17 protein-coding genes and 2 pseudogenes are annotated in these 21,146 nt (G+C 73.6%); 7 read left to right on the forward strand and 12 right to left on the reverse strand.

What is annotated here, in order from left to right:
* Positions 1–261 precede the first annotated feature (261 nt).
* From OG595_RS05255 to OG595_RS45305, 4 genes and pseudogenes are all read left to right on the forward strand, one after another.
* Positions 262–1,164 carry a universal stress protein gene (locus tag OG595_RS05255; protein WP_329268298.1) on the forward strand — a complete coding sequence of 301 codons (903 nt, stop codon included), beginning with the start codon at positions 262–264 and terminating at the stop codon, positions 1,162–1,164.
* Positions 1,165–1,206: 42 nt separating this feature from the next.
* Complete coding sequence (locus tag OG595_RS05260; protein WP_329268301.1) at positions 1,207–2,190, forward strand: Acg family FMN-binding oxidoreductase; 984 nt, start codon at positions 1,207–1,209, stop codon at positions 2,188–2,190.
* A gap of 498 nt (positions 2,191–2,688) precedes the next feature.
* Positions 2,689–2,904 (forward strand): annotated as a pseudogene (locus OG595_RS05265) (DUF1918 domain-containing protein); the annotation flags it as partial.
* Between the two features lie 890 nt (positions 2,905–3,794).
* Positions 3,795–4,232, forward strand: a complete 438-nt coding sequence (locus OG595_RS45305) for a DUF1876 domain-containing protein (protein ID WP_443072963.1) — start codon at positions 3,795–3,797, stop codon at positions 4,230–4,232.
* Positions 4,233–4,441: 209 nt separating this feature from the next.
* Here the strand turns inward: OG595_RS45305 and OG595_RS05275 are convergent, their stop codons facing one another.
* The 9 genes from OG595_RS05275 to OG595_RS05315 are packed head-to-tail and all read right to left on the reverse strand — an operon-like array spanning position 4,442 to position 12,173.
* Complete coding sequence (locus OG595_RS05275) at positions 4,442–5,062, reverse strand: V-type ATP synthase subunit D (RefSeq protein ID WP_329268305.1); 621 nt, start codon at positions 5,060–5,062, stop codon at positions 4,442–4,444.
* 4 nt (positions 5,063–5,066) lie between these two features.
* Positions 5,067–6,461, reverse strand: coding sequence for a V-type ATP synthase subunit B (locus tag OG595_RS05280; RefSeq protein WP_329268308.1), 1,395 nt, complete (start codon positions 6,459–6,461; stop codon positions 5,067–5,069).
* Complete coding sequence (locus OG595_RS05285; protein WP_329268310.1) at positions 6,458–8,194, reverse strand: V-type ATP synthase subunit A; 1,737 nt, start codon at positions 8,192–8,194, stop codon at positions 6,458–6,460. The genes OG595_RS05280 and OG595_RS05285 overlap by 4 nt, the downstream gene beginning before the upstream one ends.
* Positions 8,191–8,718 (reverse strand): hypothetical protein, encoded by a 528-nt coding sequence (locus OG595_RS05290; protein WP_329268313.1) that lies wholly within the window; start codon positions 8,716–8,718, stop codon positions 8,191–8,193. Before OG595_RS05290 ends, OG595_RS05285 begins: the two co-directional genes overlap by 4 nt.
* Positions 8,715–8,936, reverse strand: coding sequence for a hypothetical protein (locus OG595_RS05295; protein ID WP_329268316.1), 222 nt, complete (start codon positions 8,934–8,936; stop codon positions 8,715–8,717). Before OG595_RS05295 ends, OG595_RS05290 begins: the two co-directional genes overlap by 4 nt.
* Positions 8,937–8,938: 2 nt before the next feature.
* A complete protein-coding gene (locus OG595_RS05300; RefSeq protein ID WP_329268318.1) occupies positions 8,939–9,361 on the reverse strand; it encodes an ATP synthase subunit C in 423 nt (140 codons plus the stop codon).
* The gene (locus OG595_RS05305) at positions 9,358–10,794 is read right to left on the reverse strand and encodes a V-type ATPase 116kDa subunit family protein (protein ID WP_329268320.1); all 1,437 of its coding nucleotides are present in this window, start codon (positions 10,792–10,794) and stop codon (positions 9,358–9,360) included. The genes OG595_RS05300 and OG595_RS05305 overlap by 4 nt, the downstream gene beginning before the upstream one ends.
* Positions 10,778–11,704: a hypothetical protein gene (locus OG595_RS05310; protein ID WP_329268322.1), complete on the reverse strand. Its 927-nt coding sequence runs from the start codon at positions 11,702–11,704 to the stop codon at positions 10,778–10,780. The genes OG595_RS05305 and OG595_RS05310 overlap by 17 nt, the downstream gene beginning before the upstream one ends.
* 10 nt (positions 11,705–11,714) lie before the next feature.
* Entirely contained in the window at positions 11,715–12,173 is a 459-nt protein-coding gene (locus tag OG595_RS05315) for a hypothetical protein (protein WP_329268324.1), read from the reverse strand.
* Between the two features lie 185 nt (positions 12,174–12,358).
* On the opposite strand from OG595_RS05315, the gene OG595_RS05320 reads away from it, so the two are divergent.
* A complete protein-coding gene (locus OG595_RS05320) occupies positions 12,359–13,225 on the forward strand; it encodes a CBS domain-containing protein (protein ID WP_329268326.1) in 867 nt (288 codons plus the stop codon).
* Between the two features lie 495 nt (positions 13,226–13,720).
* Here OG595_RS05320 and OG595_RS05325 read toward each other — a convergent pair whose 3' ends face one another.
* The 3 genes and pseudogenes from OG595_RS05325 to OG595_RS05335 all read right to left on the reverse strand — a co-directional run bounded on the left by OG595_RS05325 (position 13,721) and on the right by OG595_RS05335 (position 17,736).
* Positions 13,721–14,950 (reverse strand): acyltransferase family protein, encoded by a 1,230-nt coding sequence (locus OG595_RS05325; protein ID WP_329282663.1) that lies wholly within the window; start codon positions 14,948–14,950, stop codon positions 13,721–13,723.
* Positions 14,951–17,119 (reverse strand): annotated as a pseudogene (locus OG595_RS05330) (polysaccharide deacetylase family protein); the annotation flags it as partial. It abuts the gene before it with no gap.
* A 2-nt stretch (positions 17,120–17,121) separates the two neighbouring features.
* A complete protein-coding gene (locus tag OG595_RS05335; protein ID WP_329268328.1) occupies positions 17,122–17,736 on the reverse strand; it encodes a hypothetical protein in 615 nt (204 codons plus the stop codon).
* 854 nt (positions 17,737–18,590) lie between these two features.
* Here OG595_RS05335 and OG595_RS05340 point away from each other — a divergent pair.
* Both OG595_RS05340 and OG595_RS05345 read left to right on the forward strand, forming a co-directional pair.
* Positions 18,591–19,481: a universal stress protein gene (locus OG595_RS05340; protein ID WP_329268329.1), complete on the forward strand. Its 891-nt coding sequence runs from the start codon at positions 18,591–18,593 to the stop codon at positions 19,479–19,481.
* A 301-nt stretch (positions 19,482–19,782) separates the two neighbouring features.
* Positions 19,783–20,769 carry a GerMN domain-containing protein gene (locus OG595_RS05345; protein ID WP_329268332.1) on the forward strand — a complete coding sequence of 329 codons (987 nt, stop codon included), beginning with the start codon at positions 19,783–19,785 and terminating at the stop codon, positions 20,767–20,769.
* Positions 20,770–21,146 lie beyond the last annotated feature (377 nt).

Below are 21,146 nucleotides of genomic sequence, written 5' to 3' on the forward strand. Positions count from 1 at the left end.
CCCGGTCCGCCGGCACCCTGCTCCGAGCGGAGCCGTCGCCCCGGCAACGAGGGTCCGTCCCGTGCGGGTTCGCCTCCCACGCGGACAGTGGTATCCGGCACCGCCGTGTCCGACGGTCATCCGTGGCCCGGCCCTCCATGCGGGGGCCGTACGGGCCAAAGCCTGGGACCGGTGGACCCTGCGCCGTGCGACGGCACGGCACGACGATGGGAGGAGGACCGAGAAGGACCGGCCACGGGAGAACCACGGAGGTGCCCCGCCATGTCACGACCGGTCGTCGCCGGAGTCGACGGATCCCCCGAAAGCCTGGCCGCCGCCGAATGGGCCGCCCGGGAGGCGGTGCGCCGCGATCTGCCCCTGCACCTGGTGCACGCCTTCGACCGGGGCCCGGACCGAACGCCCTCCGCCGCGGCGGACGCGGTGCGGCGCCACCTGGGACGCGGCATTCTGCGCAGGGCCGAGGACCGTATCGCGCGGACCTGCCCCACGGCGCGGCTCACCGACGAGCAGGTCGAGGGCCCGACGGCCGTGGCCCTGTCGCACGCCGCGCAGAACGCCGAGTTGCTCGTGCTCGGTTCGCGCGGCCTGAGCGGCTTCACCGGGTTCCTCGTCGGGTCCGTGGCCCAGTCGCTCGTGGCCCGGGCGACCCTGCCGGTCGTTCTGGTCGAGGCCGGGGAGCGGTCCGAGGACGAACATCTGGCGGACGAGGACGGCAACCCGTCGCTCCTCACGCCGTACCGTGACGTCGTTCTCGGCATCGACGTGCGCGACCCGTGCGACGCGGTGGTCGAGTTCGCCTTCGAGACGGCCCGGCTGCGCGGTGCGACGCTCCACGCGGTACATGCCTGGGACAACTCGTCGGCCGTCGCGCTCGGCCCGGGCGCGCCCGGCATCGGCGAAGGGCCCCGTCGCGAGGAGGAGTGGCGCGGCTTCCTCACCGCCGTGCTGCGGAACTGGCGCGACAAGTACCCCGGTGTCGAGGTCGCCGAGACCGTCGTCAAGGGCAGGGCAGGACCCCGGCTGGTCCGCGCCGCCGCGGGCGCAGGACTCCTCGTCGTCGGCCGCCGCGTGCGCGAGACCCGCCTCGGCCCGCACACCGGCCCGGTCACGAACACCGTGATCCACCACGCGCGTTGCCCTGTCGCAGCCGTGGCGCACGACTGAGCCCTGAGAGGATCAAGACAGCGACGAACGGCGGTGTCCGCCATGGACGCGACACACACCCGGGTCGACCACGCGGCCAACCACCTGGTCCGCGCGGCCGTCACCGCGCCCTCGGTCCACAACAGCCAGCCCTGGCTGTTCGTCAACCGGGAGACGGGGCTCGATCTGTACGCGGACCCCACGCGCCGGCTCCTGCTCACCGACCCGGACGGGCGGGAGCAGGTCATCAGCTGCGGCGCGGCCCTGTTCAACCTGCGGATCGCGATGCTGCACCTGGGCTTCCGGCCCGTCGTGCGGATGTTCCCCGACCCGTGGAACCCGGCCCACGTCGCCGGCGTCGGCTGGGGAGCGCACGCCCGGCCGAGCAGCGACGAGAACCTCATGTACCGCGCCCTGCGGCAACGGCACACGCACCGCGGCCCGTTCCACCACTCCCCTCTCCCGGAGCCACTGGTCGGGGAACTCCGCGAGCACGCACGGGCCGAGGGTGCCGAGCTGTACACGGTGGAATTCCCCCATGCCCGGCGCGACCTCGCCGAGTTGGTCCACACCGCCGAAGCCGTCAACCGCGCCGATCCCGGACGTGTCGCCGAACTGACCCGCTGGACCCGGGCCCCCTTGGACGAGCGTCCGGACGGTGTCCCCCTGGACGCCTGCGCCGCCCACCCGGACCGGACCGGTCTCGCCGGGCGCGACTTCCTCCGTTGCACAAGCACCCCGCCCGTCGCACCCGCGGTCTGGCCGCCGGAGACCGGACTGATCGTCCTCCTCACCACGCGGCACGACACCCTGGAGGACTGGCTGCGCGCCGGACAGGCCCTGCAGCGAGTCCTCCTGCACGCCACCACGCGCTGGGCCGTGGCCGCCTTCCACACCCAGCCCCTCGAAATGCCCCGGCTGCGCGCCCGGCTGCGCACGACTCTCACCCGCGGAGAGTTCCCGCAGATGATCCTCCGCCTCGGTCATGCCACCCGGGGCCGGCCGACCCCACGACGACCGGTCGACGCGGTCCTGGCCGCCGGGTGACAGCGGACGCCCCACCGCTGTACGGCACGGCCCGAGTCAGGGCTCCACGCAGCCGTCCTCGTTGAGCGGGAAGTCGTACAGCGGGCCAAGGGGTCGGTGAACCGGTCGACGAGGTCTCGCCACAGCTCCCTCCACCCGGCACCTCGTCGGGCCCGGGCTCCTCCCCATCGCGCAGCCGCGTCCGCTGCCGCCGGACGGGATCGTCGCGGTCGCGGCGCGGCCACGCGGACCGCCGTGACCCCGCACTCGGCAGGGCGTGACAGTGTCCGCGCGGTCGGACGTGAGCCGGCTGACGCCTCTCATGGCGAAGTGGAAGGAGCGAATGCCCTGGCCATGGCGGTCGACCACGAGTGAGCCGGTCAGGATCCGATTGGGGCCGGTCGGGCAGGAAACCGGGCCGACCGGCCCCCGCATGAGGGTTGTCGAGCCCATGCGGCGGCAGGCAGCGGGTGACACGTTGGGTACACCAGCACTCCGAGGAAGGGAAGGACGGCGACCATGCAAGCTCAACTGGGCGATCAGCTCATTGTCGAAAGCCCGACCACCGGCACCACCAGGCACGACGGAGAGATCGTCGGACTGCACCACGAGGACGGAACGCCACCCTACGACGTGCGCTGGTCGGACACGGACGAGGTGACGCTCGTCTTCCCCGGCCCCGACGCACACGTCCGCCATGTCGAACACGGGACCGGAAACACCGACGCGCCACCCCCGGCCGGACACGGATGAGGCAGGTGCGCAGGCGGGCGCAGTGTCCGTCGCGACGCCCTCGCGCGAGGTGCCACCCACCCGGCTGTGGACCACCTCGTGGTGCACTTCCGCCTCCGGGTGAGCGGCCTGGGCGGCCCGCCGGCTCGTCCGGACGCCGAGGAGAGTCGGGTGCCACACCTGCGGCACCCGCAGCGCGGCGCCGTACAGCGCGGCTGCCCAAAGGCGTGGTCGACGGCGGCCACACAACGGCGACGGCCGTCCCGACCGGCCCCCACACCGACGACGACGTACGGCAGTTGTCGGCTGACATGCCCGGTATCGCCCACGACCGCCACCGGACAGTCGGCGCGCGGTGACCGGCAGCGCGCGGGAGCCGAGGTGAGCCGCTCCTCCGGCGTGCTCCGACGGTGCGAGCCGCGTACGACGGCTGCGGCCGTGAGCCCGCTCGCGCAGGGCCGGCGCGAGACCTCGTCGTCCCGGCCGCGCTCGGCTCCCTCGTGTTCGGGCATGGGCACCCGCCACGGGGCGGCACCCGGGTGGGCTCGGCCACCGGCGGGCTCTCGTCCGGCCGGGCGGCGCCGTCCCGACTGCCGCCCGATGGGAGCTGCCGGGTCGGAGAGACTCGGTGCCGTAGCCGCCGGCAGGTGAGCACTTTCGCCGCCGCAAGCACTCGACTTCTGACGTCGGGCCGTGCCCCGGCCGGGAGGCCCGTCGAATCCTGAGGTGTGGCCGCCCATCCCCGGACAGACCTCCCCGGCCGCAGCCCACCAGGACGACGGCACACCCAGCGTCGGACACCTGCCGACGGCCGACGTCCCGCGGCATGAGCGGCGCACCTCCTTCGACTACGGCCGGACGGCCGTCACGAGCCGGGCACACCGCCCGGGAGGATGGACGATGACGCCCTCTCGGCGGGCCGTTCGGCCCTGGACCGGTCGTGCGGAGGAGCGCAGGCTGAGGAGTGGAGGGAGAAGCCGCCCCGCGCGCTCTTCCGCAGTCCCGCTCCGGACATCTGCGGACCGGACCGCCCGGCGTCCGGCCCTCGCACCCGCCACTCGGGAGTGATCACGATGGAAGCCAAGCAGTGGACCGTACAGATCTACATAACCGAAGAGGGAGACGACACCCACGCACGTGCCGTCCTGACCACCCGGGACACGTCGAAGGTCACCGGCCGGGGCGTGGCCCGCCGCAACCCGATCGACCGTTCCGTTCCGGAGATCGGCGACGAACTCGCCGCCAGCCGCGCCCTGGAAGATCTCGCCATCCGGCTCCACGACGTCTACTCCGACGACATCGTCCAGTTGACGGGTCCCGCCCAGCCCTGACGGCACGCGGACAACGACCCACGTCGTACGCCACCTCGCAGGCCACCGATCCGCCGTCGACGAGGCGTCGTCTGCCGACCGGAAGCCTCCGGGCGACTACCGGAGGCGAGGTACGAGGAGGCTGATGACGATCGTCCTCGTGCCTCGCCGGCAGTCGCGACACGAGCTCCGCGGCACTGGACGTGTGCTGCCGCCTCCTGCCGTCAAGGTCAAGCATCGTCCTGAAGGGCACGGACGGCCCAGCGTCTGCGTACCGCGTCCTCGTGCTCGCTCTGTTCCAGGGCGAGTTCGACGCGGGCCAGCGCCTGCTCCAGTCGCGGGATCAGTTTGCGCCGCAGGGCGCGCACGCGCCGGCGGGTGCTGAGCACCTCGGCCCCGACGGCGCGTGCCGCTGCGCGGGCGACGGCGTACTCGGCGGCGGCCCGCACGGCCTCGGCGTAGGCGGCCTCGGCATGGATCAGCGCGGTGTTCGCGGGCGACAACGCCTCCGGCTCCCGTTCCGGCACCGTGCAGGACGCGGTCCGCGGGTGTCGTACGCCCATCGTGGACGTCCAGACCACTTCCAATCCGGCGGGACGCTTGGGGGGCGGCCCGTCCAGGGACCCTTCGCCACCGAGAAGCAGCCCGCGCCGCAGCCAGGTCTCGGCCTCCCTCAGGCACTCGTGCCAGTGATCGCGTGCGGTGTGCTCGGCGCGCAGGAGTTCCGCGTGCCTGGCGCGCAGGATGCGCAGTTTCCGGTCGAGCAGGTCCGCGCCGCGCCGCGCGACCTCCAGACTGCGGCGCACCCTCGTCCGTCCGGCCCGTCCGAGCGGGATCCGCAGATCCGCCATGGGATCACCCTCCCTCCGCCGCGCCATGCGCGTCGAGGAACTCCGTCGGCAGCATGGACAGTTGGCTGCGGGGCAGGGTGAGCAGCACCTGCCAGGCGCGCTCCAGGGTCTGTTCGAGCGTGCGCAGTTCGTCGCGCCGCTGGGCCACGAACCCGCGGGCGAACGCCTCGTCGAGATCGAGGTACCGGCGGTCGGTGGAGCTGAGCGCCGCCTGTCCGACGAGGTCCGCCAGTTCCTTGATCTGCCGGGCCCGCGCCAGGGCGGCGAGCAGTTGCGCGGCGACATCGAGGTGGTCGTCACGGGTACGGCCCGGACCCGCGCCCCTGCGCATCAGCCGGGACAACGAGGACAGCGCGTCCACCGGCGGATAGACACCCCTGGCGTGCATCTCGCGGGAGAGCACGATCTGGCCCTCGGTGATGTACCCGGTGAGGTCCGGTACGGGGTGCGTGATGTCGCCCGCGGGCATGGTCAGCAGCGGCAGCACGGTGACCGACCCGGGCAGGCCCCGGATACGCCCGCACCGCTCGTAGAGGGACGCCAGGTCGCTGTAGAGGTAGCCGGGATAGGCGCGGCGTGCCGGGATCTCACCGCGGGCCGCGGAGACCTCGCGCAGCGCCTCGGCGTAGCTCGTCATGTCCGTCATCACCACCAGCACGTGCCGACCCTCGCCGAAGGCCAGCCGCTCGGCGACGGTGAGCGCGATGCGCGGGGTGAGGATGCGTTCGATCACGGGGTCGTCGGCGGTGTTGAGCAGGAGCACCAACTCACCCGCGGCGGACCGCTCCTCCAGCTTGTCGCGGACGAAGTCGGCGTCCGCGTGCGTCACCCCCATGGCGGCGAAGACCACACAGAACGGCTCTCCTCCGGCCGTCGACTGGGCCGCGATCTGCGCGGCCAGCTCCAGGTGCGGAAGACCCGCCGCCGAGAACACCGGCAGCTTCTGGCCCCGTACGAGGGTGGAGAGCGCGTCGACGGCGCTGATCCCGGTCAGCACCGGTTCCGCGGGGGGCTCGCGGCGCACCGGGTTGATGGGGAGGCCGCCGACGGCGGAGTCGGCGGCGCCGAAGACGGGCGGACCTCCGTCGAGGGGTTCACCGCGGCCGTTGCACACCCGCCCCAGCCAACCGGGTCCCACCGGGATGCGCAGCGGCGCCCCGGTGAAGGCGGCGCGGATGCGCGCGGGGTCGATGCCCGCGGTGTCCTCCAGCACCTGCACCACGGCCGTGCCCCGGTCGACCTCCAGCACGAGTCCGTGCCGCTGCTCGCCCGAGTCGAGGGTGAACAGCACGAACTCGTCCCAGCCGACTCCCTCGACCTTGTCGACGACCGCGAGGGGACCTCGCAGTTCCCGCACCGAGGTGTACTCGATGCGGCCCCAGTCCTCCGTGGTGTTCACGACACCTCCCCGAGCCGGTCCAGCATCGCCTTGCGCAGCGCCTCCACCGTCGCCGCGTCGTGCGGGCCCGCCTCCTCGCGGGCGCGCAGCACCGGTGTGAAGTCGACCTCCTCGACGCGCTCCGCCGGCACCCCGGAATCGACCAGTTCGCGGCACCTGCCGACGACGGCCAGCGCCGCCTCGGCGAGCGCGGCCGTCTTCTCCGCGCCGCTGTAGGCGTCGCGTTCGGACAGCGCGCTCTGCTGCAGCACGCCTTCGCGCACGATCCGACCGCCCAGGACGCTGATCCGCTCCTGTGCGGGCAGTGCGGTGATGCCGACCAGGTCGACCAGGTCGGCCAGTCGGTCGGCCTCCGCGAGCAGGTCCGTCACCAGTGCCCGGCGGGCGGGCCAGCCCGGGTCGTCCGTCGCGGCGTGGTGGGCACCGAGCGCCTCGGCGTCGCGGGAGAACGACTCGGCCCAGGAGACGGCCGGGTAGTGGCGGGCGTAGGCGAGTTCGCGGTCCAGGGTCCACAGACAGCGCACGAAACGCTGGGTGTGGGCGGTGACGGGCTCCGCCATGTCGCCGCCGGGCGGGGACACCGCGCCGATCACCGTCACCGAACCCTTGCAGCCGCCCAGGGTCGTCACCGCCCCGGCACGTTCGTAGAACGCGGCGAGGGCCGAGGCGAGGCCTGCCGGATAGCCCTCCTCGGCGGGCAGGGCGCCGGTGCGGGAGGCGAACTCGCGCAGCGCCTCGGCCCACCGGGAGGTGGAGTCGGCGATGACGACCACGTCCAGGCCCATGTCGCGGAAGTACTCGGCGACCGTGACCCCGGTGTGGATGCTGGCCTCGCGGGCCATCATCGGCATGTTGGAGGTGTTGGCGATGATCACGGTCCGGTCGGTGAGTCGGCCGCCGGTGCGCGGGTCGGTCAGCGCGGTGAACTCGTCGATGACGTCGGCCATTTCGTTGCCGCGTTCACCGCAGCCGACGTAGACGATGACGTCCGCGTCGCACCACTTGGCGATCTGCTGCAGCAGCACCGTCTTGCCGGTGCCGAAGCCGCCGGGGACGGCGACCGTGCCGCCCAGGGCCACCGGGAAGAGCAGGTCGATGGCCCGCTGTCCGGTACCCAGTGCCCTGCCGGACTCCAGGCGCTCACGGACGGGGCGGGGCCGGCGGACGGGCCAGTGGGCCGTCATCCGGACCGGGGTGCCCGCCACCGACGCGACGATCGCGTCCGCGGGGTGGCGGCCCGCGCGCGCGATGTGGTCCACCGGGCCGTTGCAGCCGGGCGGCACCAGAACCCGCAGCGGAACCGGACCCGCGCCGTGGAGCTCGCCGAGGACGGTCCCCTCCTCGACCGGGTCGCCCGCCGCCACCCGGGGCACGAACGCCCACTCGGGCCGCCGCCCGTCCGGTCGGCCGACGGCGCCGGGCTCCAGCCACGTGCCCGCCGCCGCCAGCGGGCGCAGCAGCCCGTCGAAGATGCCGCCCAGCAGTCCCGGGCCGAGCGGCGCCGACAGCGGTCTGCCGAGCGGGCGCACCGGTGCACCGGGGGCCAGACCACCCGTGTATTCGTACGCCTGGACGGTGACGACCCGGTCCCTGATCGCGACGACCTCCCCGGGCAGGCCGGCGTCGCCGAGTGCGACCAGGTCGCTCATCGCGGTGCCGCCGACGTCCTCGGCCTCGACCAGCGGCCCGGTGACCCGCGCCACGCGGCCGGGTCCGTGCGGTTCGAACGTCATGGTGCCCACAGCTCCTCCGCCTCCGTACCGGTCCGCTCCAGTGCCCGGCGCGCGAACGCGGCCAGACTGCAGTCGAGCCTGCGGCCCTCCGTCTCGCCGACGACACCTCCGCCGGGGGCCTCGGTCACCCGGACGCCGGCGCCCAGCGCGGCGCGGACGTACGTGGTCAGCCGGGTGCGGAGGAGCGGGTACGAATCGGCCCTGCGCAGGTCTTCCACACCACGTACGACCAGTCGGCCCAGTTCCTCCCAGCATTCCCGGCGGGCGGCGAGCTCTCGGGCACGGGCGGCCCTGCGGCCACGGGTGTGCGCGGCGTCGCGGGCGGCCTCGGCGTCGGCCTCGCCCAGCCTGCGCGCCTCGGCGAGAATCGCCGCGACCCGGCCCTCGGCCTCGGCGAACACGGCCGCGACCTGGGCATCGGCCTCGGCCAGCAGGGCCTCGCCATCGACCCTGGCGGCCCGCAGCAGCTGTGCCCGCACCGGATCGAGCGCGGCGTCGGCTTCCGGGGGGAGTGAGGTCCTCATGGCGGCATCACCGCGATGAGCGGACCCTGCCCGTCCACCGGCCCTTCGCCGAGCACCTCGGCCGCGGCCGGTGTGAGGATGACCAGATCCACGTCCGGCGCGAGCCCGTGCCAGGCTGTGCGCACTGCTTCCGGATCCTGCGCGGGGTGCAGGACCACGCCCGCGGACGCCAGTCCGGCGATGCGCAGCCGTTCCCCGATCGCCGCTATGTGAGCCATGATCAGGTCTTTCCGAGCAGGATGATGGCGACGACCAGCCCATAGATGGCGATGCCCTCGGCGAGACCGACGATGACCATGGCCCGGCCGAAGAGTTCGGGGCGCTCGCTCATCACCGCCAGTGCGGCGGCCCCGGTGTAGGCGACGGCGATCGCCGCGCCGATCGAGGCGCCGGCGACCGCGATGGCGGCGCCGATGAGCGCCGCGGAACTGGAGCCGGAACTCTGCGCGGCCGCGGTGGCCGTATGGGAGTGTGCCGAACCACCGCTCAGCGCGACCAGCAGGAGTGCCAGGGCTCCGGTGAACAGTGCCGCGTCCGCAGCGAGGATCGACCGCAACGCCCCCGGACTGCGGCGGCGCAGCAGCCGTCGGGTGACGACGAACGCCGCGACGAGCGCAGGGAGCGCGATCAGCCAGGCGATCATGTCATCGCCTCCGTTCCGTGTTGTGCCGAGACTCCGTGTTGTGTGGGCACGTGCCAGGGCCGGAAGGGCCGGCCCTCGACGTCGAAGACCCGGGAGAACAGCTCGTAGAACTCCAGGCGCAGAGCCTGGACGCCGGCGACCAGTGCCTCCAGCGCGAAGGCGAGCGCGTTGCCGAGGACGAAGACGACAGGTGCGGCGACGAGCGTCGCGGACCCGCCCCGGGCCAGGCCGGTCGTGCCCTGCCAGACGATCCCGCCGAGCGCGGCATGGGTCAGCCCGAACGCCGCGAGCCGCGCGAAGGAGAGCGTGTTCGACCCGATCCGGACCACCACGTCGAAGAGCTGGATGCCGGTCTGCAGACCACCGGAGGCACCGCCTCCCGACTGGGCGAAGAGCCCGGTGCCGGCCAGCGCCAGTCCGGCCAGGGCGATCACCGAGCCGCTCACCGTGAGCACCGGCAGGTGCCGGACGACGCCACCGGCGGCCAGTGCGAACCCCAGGAACACCGAGGCGCCCGCGATGCCGGACGGCGCGTACAGCGCCCCGCCCGGTCCGCTCTCCCGCCACCGGTTGACGATGCCCGCCGCGTAGGCCAGGGCGAGCAGAAACGCGCCGAATCCGACCGCGCTCGCCAGCAGACGCACAGGTTCGTCGAGCGGGTTCAGCCACAGCACAGGCAGCACGCCCGTGGGTCCGAAGAACTCCCCGTAGGCGAATCCGGCCAGGGTGCTCGTCAGCCCCGCCCCGGCGACGAAGGGCCATACGGGCCGCAGCGACGCGAGTCCGCGGGGGCGCCCGAGCCGCAGCAGCAGCGCGCCGAGGAGCAGCAGGGCGCCGTGGCCCGCGTCGCCGAACATCATCCCGAACATGACGACGTAGGCGATGCCGGCGGGCAGCGTGGGGTCGACATCGGCGTACGGAACCGTCCCGTAGGTCCGCACCAGCGGCACGAGGGAACGCCGTACCGGGCCCGTGGCGGGCAGCTGGGTCGGCGGATCGATGCCGCGCGGCGAGCGCAACGGCACGACGGCACCCCCGACGTCGGCCAGAGTGCTGCCGAGCCGGGGGACCTCGGTCACCGGGCACCAGCCGGCCAGGGCGACCACCGTGCCATGCCGCACCGCCGCCTCGCGGTAGCTCTCGACCTGCGCCTCGCCTGCCAGGAGATCGGCCCGGCCCGCCGCCCGGAGGGCGTCGAGATCGGGCGCCGTGCGGGAGAGCACGGGCATGGCGGGTTCGACGCGCATCGCCTGCAGCCGCTGTGCCGCCGGTCCTGTGCCCCGGGCCGTGTCGTCGGCACGGTCCAGTTCCACGCAGCCCGCGTCGGCGACACGCACCAGCACGTCCCGCAGCACGCCGCGAGGGGCGACGACCGCCACCCGCTGCATACGGACCGGGGCCGCCGGCGTCAGGGAGTCACTCCAGGAGGTCATCGAGGTCCTCCCGTGCCCGGCCCTGGTGGGCGGCGGCGACCAGAGCGGCGCGCACCCGCCAGGCATCGACGGTCAGCACGGCGGTGGCGCCCACGACCGGTGTCACGTCGAAGTGCGCCCTGTGCAGCATCCGCAGGCCGTCCCTCTCGACGGCGAGCCACCAGCGGGCCTCGGCCCGCCACAGGTCCGCGGGGTGCTCGGTGTCCTCCAGTGCCCAGCGGGCCACCGACGGCAGACGCGTGCGGAAGTCGCCGTAGGACGGGGCCCGCACGGCCGACCGGCCCAGGATCCGCTCGGCATGCACGGCGGCCCGCCCGGTCGGGCCGCGGCCCAGCAGGAAGGTCTCGCGAGCCACGAGCAGCGCGGCATCGCCCGCCGCCCACCGGGCCGCCGGCGGCAGGTCGGCCACCATGCGGGCGTCCGCCGACAGCCGCATCCCGGTCACCACCGCCGGCATCGACTCACCCCCGGGGTCTCCCCACGCGGAGGCGGTCAGTACGGCCCGCACCTCGCCCGGAGACCTCGCCCGGGCCAGCCGGGGCCAGGCGGTCGACAGCGTGCCCAGCCGGTACGGCGCGGGCCGCTGCTCGCCGGACAGGGCACGCAGGTGGTCCCGGGTGTTCGCGATCTCGAAGCCGGCGGCGAGCCGGCGTACGGCGGCGACACCCGGGCGGGGCTGCCATCCGGCGAGCACCCGCAGCTGCCACAGCAGGGCACCGAGGACCGCGCGCCCGGACTCGGCGGACTCGGGCTCCGCGTCCAGGGCACGTCGGTAGGAGGTGCCGGGCAGTGCGCGCAGGGCGTCGGTCGGGGTGGCCGCGTCCGCCAGTTCCCGTGCCCGGTCCGGGCCGAGGCGTCCCGCGGCCATCGACCTGGCGCGTGTCACGCCCGCGACCCAGCCCGCGCCCATGGCGACCCTCCTAGTCCGGTCCGCTCCGCTCGGTGCGGGGGACCATGCTCAGTTCGTCCGCCACCCGCGCGACCAGGCGCGCCGCGAAGGCAGGCGTGCGCTCGCGCGCTCTCTCACGCAACGCCTCCACCGCACGCCGCGACGAGGCGTCCGTCCGTTCGGCCTCGGCGACGGCCTCTTCCCGGATCCGCTTCGCGGTCCCGCTTCTGACCTCCAGTGCCTGCGCCCGTGCCGCCCGCACCATGTCCTCGGCCTGCCGGGCAGCGACGCGGCGACGTGCTTCCGCCTCCCGGACGGCGGCGGAACGGATTCGGTCGGCCTCGGCCACGGTGTCGTCCAGCCGTGTGAGCGGAGGCTCCAGCTCGGCCGCGAGCTCGGCCGACCGGTCGGCGGGGACACCTCCCGGTGCGGCCTGGCCGGGTGAACCGGCCGGCCGAAGGCGGATACGGAACTCTCGGATCCCAGGCATCAGAACCTCCGGGCACGACATCGGCGCTCGCCGTGACCCGGCTCTCACGTTACGAAGGTTCCGAAAGCCTCTCTAGGGCTGATTGCCCTACGGACAGGGCCGATCGGCCCTGTCCTGGGCGATGCGCGGGCGAGACGGTGGAAACACAGCAGGGCCACGGTCTCCACCCGGTGTGGGAGGTAGCCATGAACCACCGAGAGGCACGGGAACACGGCGCCGCGTCGGCGGAGGCGCGGCGTGTCGTTCCGACGTTCGCCCCGGCGCCGGCCGAAGAGTTCCACCAGGACATGATGGTGCGCTACCTGCAGGCCATGGCCGCTCACTCGCACTCGGAGGCCGCCGCCGTCCAGGGGCCCCTGCCCGCCGCGAAGACCCCTGTCGGCACGACCCGGCACCCTCATGCGAAGGCGGGCACGATCGCGGAACTTCAGGTGCGCGACATCGTGAGGCGGTCCGCGGCCGGAATTCCCGGCGACACGCCGTTCCTTGACGTCGCCCGGATGCTCGCCCGCCAGCAGACAGGGGCCATACCCGTGGTGGACGACGCCCAGCAGGTGATCGGCGTGGTCGCGGAGTCCGACCTCCTGGCCCGGGCGGCGTCCCTCACCGCGGGTGACCGCCCCGGCGCGTTCGCCCGGATGCTTCGGTCACGTGGCACGGACGCGGGAGTGACGGCGGCCACCCTGATGTCGGCGCCGGCGCTCACCGTCCACCCCTGGACCTCGGTGATCGATGCGGCGCGCACGGCCGCCCGCTCCCGGATCAGGCAGCTGTTCGTGACCGACCACAAGGGACACCTGGTGGGGGTCATCAGCCGCGGTGAGCTGCTGCAGGCCCTGGTCCGGGACGACGCGGCCATCCGGGCGGAGGTCGTCGCCTGCGTCGTCGAGGGCGAGCTGGGCATCGATCCGGCACGTGTGCAGGTTCAGGTCCTGAACGGCACGGTCACGATGAAGGGCTCGCTGGACGCCGCACTGATCCCGCGCTTGAGGTCGGCGGTGGAACAGATCCCGGATGTGGTCGCGGTTGCGGACCGTCTCATCGCCGTGTGAGGCCGTATGAGAAGGGCCACGCAGCGGTGTGTCTCATGGTAGTCGTGGAGCGTGACGCCGGTCGTGCCGTGCTGCCCAGTGGTCTCGGCGAGCTGGTGTCCCGGCGGGGAAACGCCCTCTCACACCGTCAGGAGGACGAGTGACGACCGCACCGTCAGGAGGACGAGTGACGACGCACTCGACGACCTCGACGATGGCTGCACGGGATACGTCTGCGACACCTTCCGCAGTCCCCGGCTTCGGCTCGGCGAGCGGCGCGTGACTGTTCGCTCGGTTTCGGTCTCACAGAGCGCGAGGGCGGCAACGCAGCAACAACCTCGGCGGTGCGTGCGGCGCCGAGTCGGCTCCCCGGCGCCCCTCGCCGGACGCCACCCAGGTCCGGCGCATCGGGGTGGCGTCCGGCGTGCGTGCGAGCAGACCCGGAACGTACGCGCGTAGGTGGCACTGTGTTCCCGCAGACGGGACCCGTGTGCTCGGGTGCCACGCGAGCGGGCGTCAGTTGTCACGGGCGCTCCGGGGCCGGTCTCCCTTGGCTCCCTGGGTCTGCCGAACCGGTCGTGGCCAGAGGCGTACCGGACGTTTCGCCGCCCGGTCCTCCGACCATCCGACAAGCAGCACCGCTAGGGCGATGAGTGGCCAGGCGACGAGGTACAGGAACCATGTGGCTCCGAGTGGCAGGGAGTTCTCCAACGCGGGCACCTGCCACATCCGGTCGATGAGGACCACCCCGAGCACCAGCGCCACCTCGTGCCACAGGTACACCGTCACGGCCCGGGCGTTGAGCAGGACGACGGCAGCGTGCACCGGCCGGTGGCGGGTCACCCAGTGGTCGCTCCGCGGGCCGAACCGCAGCAGCAGGAGCACGAAGCCGAAGGACCACAGAGCCTGACTCACGGGGATGGAGCCGAGGTCGTAGCCCTCCTCGGTGCGGTGGGTCAGGGCGTACCAGCCTCCCGCCGCCATGACGACGGCGGACACCGCCCACACCCGGACCGCCGGCAGCCCGAGCACGAGCTTGTCGCGGTGGGCGAAGCCCAGCAGCCAGCAGGCTCCGAAGACCGACAGATCGGTGAAGGGCTCCGCGACACGTGCGGGCAGCGGCAGCAGCCCGCTCTGGGCCAGGGCCGCCAGGGCCAGGAACGCCGCCGTCGAGGTCCGGGGCATCCTGCGGAACACCCTCAGCAGCGACGGCGAGAGGACGACGAACAGCAGGTAGGCGCGGATGTACCACAGCGGCTCGACGATCTGCCGGGCCCAGTCGGTGTCGGCGAAGGGCGGTTCGCCGACCGGCACGATCCAGTACACCGTCCGCGCCCACCCGGCCGCCTTCGGGCCGCCGCCCTCGTCCGGGCGCCAGCCCGTCAGCAACATCGCGGCGACGACCACCAGGCCGAACAGCCATACCGGTGGCAGCAGTCGGCGCATGCGGGCACGCACCACCGCGAACGCGGAGCGGTCGCCGCGGTCGAGGGACCGGGCCATCAGCGAGCCGGCCAGGGCGAACATCACGCCCATGGCCGGGAAGGCCAGGGTGAGCCAGGCCCAGTTGAAGGTGTGGTAGGTCACCACACGGACCAGTGCCAGCGCGCGCAGGAAGTCCAGGTAGAGGTTCCGGCCGCTCCTGCGGAACGCGGTCGGGGCGGTCTGCGTGGCCGCAGCGGCAGCAGGCGGCCCGCCGCCCGGTGCGGGTGGCGGCACCCCTTGCGGCCTCGGGGGCAGCTCCACGGCAGGTGCCGCCGGTGCGGTCAGCCGGCCCGTCCGGCGCAGCTTGTGCCAGCGCAGGCGGGCACCGGTCAGCGCCGTGGTGCAGGACTGCAGGAGAACCGTGTAGAGGAACTGCCGGTAGAAGAGTTGCTGGAGGGGCAGCGCCCAGAGCACGCGCAGCTTCTCGCCGTCGATCCGCAGCGCGTAGGCGGCGCACAGGAGTTGTACACCGAGCAGCGTGCCCCAGGCGAGCGCGGTGCGTATCGGGTCCTGGAAGAGGAGCCCGTACAGCAGGAACAGGTCGATGAGCGGGGCGAGCAGCGGGGTGAGAACGGTGAACAGCACCACCAGCGCCAGTCCGTACCGGCCGAAGTGGCCCGCGTGGCCGCGTTCGACAACCGCGTGGCGGTGCTTCCACATCGCCTGCAGCGTCCCGTAGCTCCACCGGTAGCGCTGCCGCCACAGCTGGCCGACGGAGGCGGGCGCCTCGGTCCAGCCGCGGGCGCGCTCCTCGAACACCACCTGCCAGCCGCCCCGGTGCAGGGCCATGGTCAGGTCGGTGTCCTCGGCGAGGGTGTCGCCGCTGAGCCCGCCGACGTGTCGGAGGGCGCTGCGCCGGTAGGCGCCGACGGCGCCGGGCACGGTGGGGATGCAGCCCAGCATGTCGTACATCCGGCGGTCGAGGTTGAGGCCCATCACGTATTCGAGGTGCTGCCAGGTGCCCAGCAGGCGTCTGCGGTTGCCGACCTTGGTGTTGCCGGCGACCGCTCCGACGCGGCGGTCCGCGAAGGGCTGCACCAGATGGTGCACGGTGGCCGGTTCGAAGACGGTGTCGCCGTCCAGCATCACGATCAGCCGGTGCGAGGCGTATGCGATGCCGGTGTTGAGTGCGGCGGGCTTGCCGCGGTTGGGCTGCCGTACGACCCTGACGCCGGGCAGTGCCAGTGACGCGACGACGTCGGCCGTGCCGTCGGTGGAGCCGTCGTCGACCACCACGACCTCGACCGGGTGCTCGCTCCTGACCACGGACAGCACCGTCTGCGCGATGCACGCGCGCTCGTTGTAGGCGGGGATCACCACGCTGACGGGTTCGGTGACCTCCGGCCCCCATGAGAAGTCCGGGTCGCGGCGGCGCCGCGCGTGGCGGTGGGCGAGGACGAGCATGGCCGCGAACCGGGCGAGCATCAGCGCCCCCACCGCGGCCAGCAGCACGGCCAGGGCGGGCACGATCCGGTCGCCGGCCACCACGGCCGCCACGAAGACCCGTCCGCTCCACAACTCCGCTCCGGCGACCGGATGGTGGGCGCCCGCACCGCCGAGCGCACCGGTGACGGTGGTGAACCGGTAGCCGCGGTCGCGGAGTCGGGGGATCAGGATGTCCAGCGCCCGGACGGTCTGCGCGCGGTCACCGCCGGAGTCGTGGAGCAGCACCACGACGCCCTGCCCGGTCAGCGACCCGGTGACGCGGGAGGCGATGGCGCGCGCGTCCGGGCGGCGCCAGTCCTCGGTGTCGACGTCGACGAACGCGGTGATATACCCCTTCTCGCCCAGCCGCTCGACCACCGGCCACGACAGGTCGTCCAGGTCGGCGGCGTGCGCCGAGTAGGGCGGGCGCACGAGCGAGCTGTGGATCCCCGCCGCGCCCGCCAACGCGAGCTGGGTCTGCGCCAGTTCGCGCTGTATCCGGGACTCGGACTGGTACACCAGGTCGGGGTGGGTGAAGGTGTGCAGGCCGACCTCGTGTCCCTCGTCGACCATGCGGCGTACGAGTCCGGGCTCGCGGGCGGTCGCCGCGCCGGTGACGAAGAACGTGCCCTCGGCGTCGTAGCGGTCGAGCACGTCGAGCACCTTCGGTGTCCATGTCGGGTCGGGGCCGTCGTCGAAGGTCAGGGCGACGGTGCGGTCCGGGAGTGGGTAGCTGCGCGTGCGGGAGCCGGTGGTGTCGATCACCGGGCCGCCCCGCAGCACTTCCCGGGGCACGTGGTCGGCCGCCACCGGAGGGTGGACGCGGTGGTCCGCGGCGAACTCCCCGTGCGCGTAGCCGTGCAGGAGCAGCACTCCCGACAGGACGGCCAGGACGAGGAGCAGGGACACGACACGGGGGCGGGAGGCGGAGCGCCGGGCGCGGGCGGTGTCGCCGGGACGGGTGGTCTGCCGCCCGGTGGAACGCCTCGTCGGTCGTCCGGGCATGGTCAGGCTCCGGACGGGATGTCGCCGGACGCCGTGTCATCCGTGCCGGGCGACGCGGTGGGCGTGGTCCCGGAGGTCGCGGGGCTCGGGCTCGGTGTCTCCTCGGGCGGGCCGGTCGAGGCCGGTGTTTCCGTGTCGGAGGGGGTGCCGGACGCGGTCGTCGGGCTGGTGTCGCCGGTGGGCGTGGTCGGTGGACCCGGGCTCGTGGCCGGGGAGGACGGCTGCCCGGAGTCCGTGGGGGTGGCGGACGGGCCGGGGATGTCCGACGGGGAGACGGAGGGGCCGCCGGACGGGGACGTCGCCGGTGTGACCGGCAGGTCGCGCGGGGTCTCGCCCACGGAACCCGGCTTCTCGGAGGGCACGCCCGGCACGGGCAGCACGGTCCTCGGGGCGAACGGTGTCGCACCCATGAAGCTGAGCGCCAGCACCGCGGTGTACCCGGCACAGAGCGCGCCCGCGGCGTACACGACACGCCGGATGCGGCGGCCCCGGCGCCCGCTGGAGTCGACGAACACCGGATCGGAACCGTCCTGCCCCGCGGCCGGCTCCGGGACCAACCGCACGGTGTCGGTGTCCGGATGCCCGAGCCTGGACGACTTCCCCCGGGACCACAGCATGTCTCCCCCCTCGCCACCACATCCAGCCTTGCCACGGGACATCGCGGTCCTCAAGGGGCCTACCGGCACCCGGGACGGGTCCTTGGGCCCCTGCCCCCGAGGGCGTTCCGGCTCCGGCCTCGATTCGGGAACCGTTCGGGGAGGGGAAGACCACGGCGCCCGTCGCCTTCGGCAAGGCGACCGGTGCTTCGCCGGCACCGCCACGGTGTACGTCACCCGCGACCAGGTCGGGGGCATGACACCGGGTGAGCACCTGGCCGTCACGAAGGACGTCGTGGGCGTTCTCCGCCCCGAGGGCCTGGAGATCCCCGCACCGGACCTGGTGGTCGACGTGGCCGGGGACACCGGCGCAGCCACCCGCCTCCGCGCGACCGCGAAGGTGGGCGGGACGTCACCCGGGCCGTCGTCAGGCTCCCCGGACACCCCACCCGGAGCAGGGCGTCGCAACTCCGAGTCGCGGTGCGCCGCGATACCGTGCCCTGCTTCTCTGCCGGAACCCGCCTGCGGCCTCCCGGGGACGCGGGGTCGGGCCCGGCGGACGCACCGGGCCCTCAGGACACGGACCCCGGTCACGCAACCGCACCGCTCGCGAAACGCCGGCCGCCTTCCGGGGAGGCCACGCCGGACCGAGCCCGCCCGTACTGCGGGCCCCGAGCCGTGCGGCATCGGCCGCGCCCCTCAAGGGTTCGGGCTCTCCTGGCCGGCCGACCCGCCACAGGGCCGGACGGCCCCGGGAGCGAACCTTCCGGCCCTCGTCCGGCAGCCGTCCGGCAACGATCCTGGAAGTGACCGAGGTGGGGGAATGCGCGCGGCACAGTGGTCCCTGCGCGCCGCGCAGACACCGGAGGTGCGCCATGACCGGTCCTGTCGTCGTCGGACTCGACGGTTCCCCAGCCGGCACGTCGGCCGCGTGGTGGGCCGCCCGTGAAGCGGTCGAAAGGCGGCTTCCCCTTCTCCTCTTCCACTCCTGGACCACCCAGCCGCTCGATGTGCCCGGCGCCCGGGAAGCCCTGGGCAAGCAGCAGTACGGGGGACGGGCACTCCAGCGGGCCGAGACCGAACTGCGCCACCGCTACCCCGGTCTGACCTTGACCACGGAGCTGGCCTCGTCCCCGGCCGCGGAGGCGCTGGTGGACCTCAGCGGGACCGCGGCACTGGTGGTGCTCGGCTCCCGCGGACACGGATCGACGGCGAGCTTCCTGCTCGGTTCCATCAGCCTGCGGGTACTGGGCCTCGCCCGGTGTCCGGCCGTCACCGTCCGGGCCGGCGACCCCGCCGTCGAGAACGGCTGGGAGCATCCCGCGGCCGTGGACCACGATGAGATCGTGGTCGGCCTGAAGCAGCCGGGACCGGCCTCCGACTCCCTCCTGGAATTCGCGTTCACCTCCGCCGCCTCGCGCGCAATGGGCGTGCGTGCCGTACGGGCCCTCCCGCTGTCCACCCTGATGCCCTATCCGCACACGATGGCCGCCGGGCGCGCCGACAGCCGCTACCAGGCTGAGGAACGCATACGACTCACGGCCGCACTGGTGCCCTGGCGCGAGAAGTTCCCCGACATTCCCGTCGTCGAGCAGGTCTCGACCGGTCCGGCCTCGGCGGTGCTCCTGTACGCCGCGGCGCACAGCGGACTCGTGGTCGTGGGCCGCCGAAGGCATCCGTCGCGCCTGCGCTGGAAACTCGGGCCGGTCGCGCACGCGGCGCTGCACCACGCGCCGTGCCCGGTCGCCGTCGTCCCGCACGACTGACACCCCTGCCCTGCCGACCTGTGCCGGGGCCCGGCGGTGTCGCAGCCGTGGCGCCCGCGTCGGGCCGGGGACCGGCCGCGCTGCGGCACGGGTCGCGCGGGCATGGATCCCATCGCGGACCTGGCCCTGCGCCGCCGACGGACCATCGGTGCCGGAACCTGACGCCCCGTCAACCACGCCGCCCCTGCCGCGGGGCCGAACGGCCCGTGCATTCACCCCGGTCGGCCTCGTGACCAGTGCCGACAGGCCCTGGAAGCCCGCCTCCGGCAGGACTTGGATGGAAGTGTCCCGGGAGGCTGCCATGAACAGTGAAGCCCCGAACTCCCGCGTCTGCCGACGCCACCGCAGAGCCCTCACCGCGGTGTTGGCTCTCCCCTTGCTCGTGGTCACCGCGTGTGGCACGAGCGGCGGCTCGGGTACGCCAGGAGGAATCGACCAACCCTCGCGATCCCCGGCCGGCACAGCCACCTCGGGCGGTACCACCGGAACGCCCGCACCGGCCACGCCGTCCACGCCCGCCGCCCCGGGTACCACACACCCCGCGCCCTCGACGAGCAGCGGCTCCGCCACCGCGGCCAAACAGATCCGCACCGCGGTCTACTTCCTGCACGGCGAGCAGGTCTCGCCCGCCCCGCGCACCGTGACCGCCCCGGCCACCGCCACCGGGGCCGTCCACGCCCTGCTGGCCGGCCCCAGCCGCTACGAAGGCGCGCGCAGCCGCACCACTGCCATCCCGTCCGGCACCACGCTGCGCTCCGTCGTGGTCCGCGACCACGTGGCGACCGTGGACCTCTCCGGCCGGTACGACGGCGGCGGCAGCCTGTCCATGCGGGCCCGCCTCGCCCAGGTCGTGTTCACCCTGACCCGCTTCCCCTCGATCCACTCGGTCAGGTTCGAGCTCGACGGCAAGCCGGTGAAGTACTTCGGCGGCGAGGGCATCGTCCTCAACGGCCCCGTGGGACGGGCCGACTTCGAGGACCTGGCCCCGGCCGTCCTGATGGAGTCCCCACTGATCGGCGACACCGTGCGCACCCCCGTACGAGTCTGGGGCAGCGCCAACACGTTCGAGGCGGTGTTCCGTCTGAAGGTCACCGACACCACCGGACACACCGCGGCCGACGTGCGGGTCCAGGCGACCTCCGGCACCGGCACCCGCGGCACCTTCGACGTCACCTTCCCCTACAAGGCCGCCCGCGGCGGACCGGGCCTGCTGACCGCGTACTACCTGTCCCCCAAGGACGGCAGGCCCGTCACCGTCGACACCGTGCCACTGACCGTGAACCGCTGACGCCGACCGTACGGTGCCGGCACGAGGAGACCGCGTCCAGGGCCGTCGCGGGCCGGATGGAGAGCTGACCGGCCCGCTCTGCCCGGGCCCCCTGGACGGGACGCTGAAGCAGACCGTCACGGTCGGCGTGGTCACCCTCGCAGGGCAGGTGTCGAGCGACGCGGCGGGAAGCGGATCGCCCTCGGCAGGAAGAGCCGGACGGCGGCGTCGGCACGGCAGAGGTGGCGACCAGCGCTGTTACCGCGGCCGACCGCCACCGTTACGGAACGGCACCCTCACCCGCACCCGCACCGGCACCGGCAGTCCCGGACGTGGAAGGGCCGCCGCGCACCGTCCGGCCACCGACATGTGCCCGCGCTTCCGCCTCGGCCAGGCGG

Origin of the sequence: Streptomyces sp. NBC_01451 (assembly GCF_036227485.1) — a bacterium.
GTDB lineage: Bacteria > Actinomycetota > Actinomycetes > Streptomycetales > Streptomycetaceae > Streptomyces.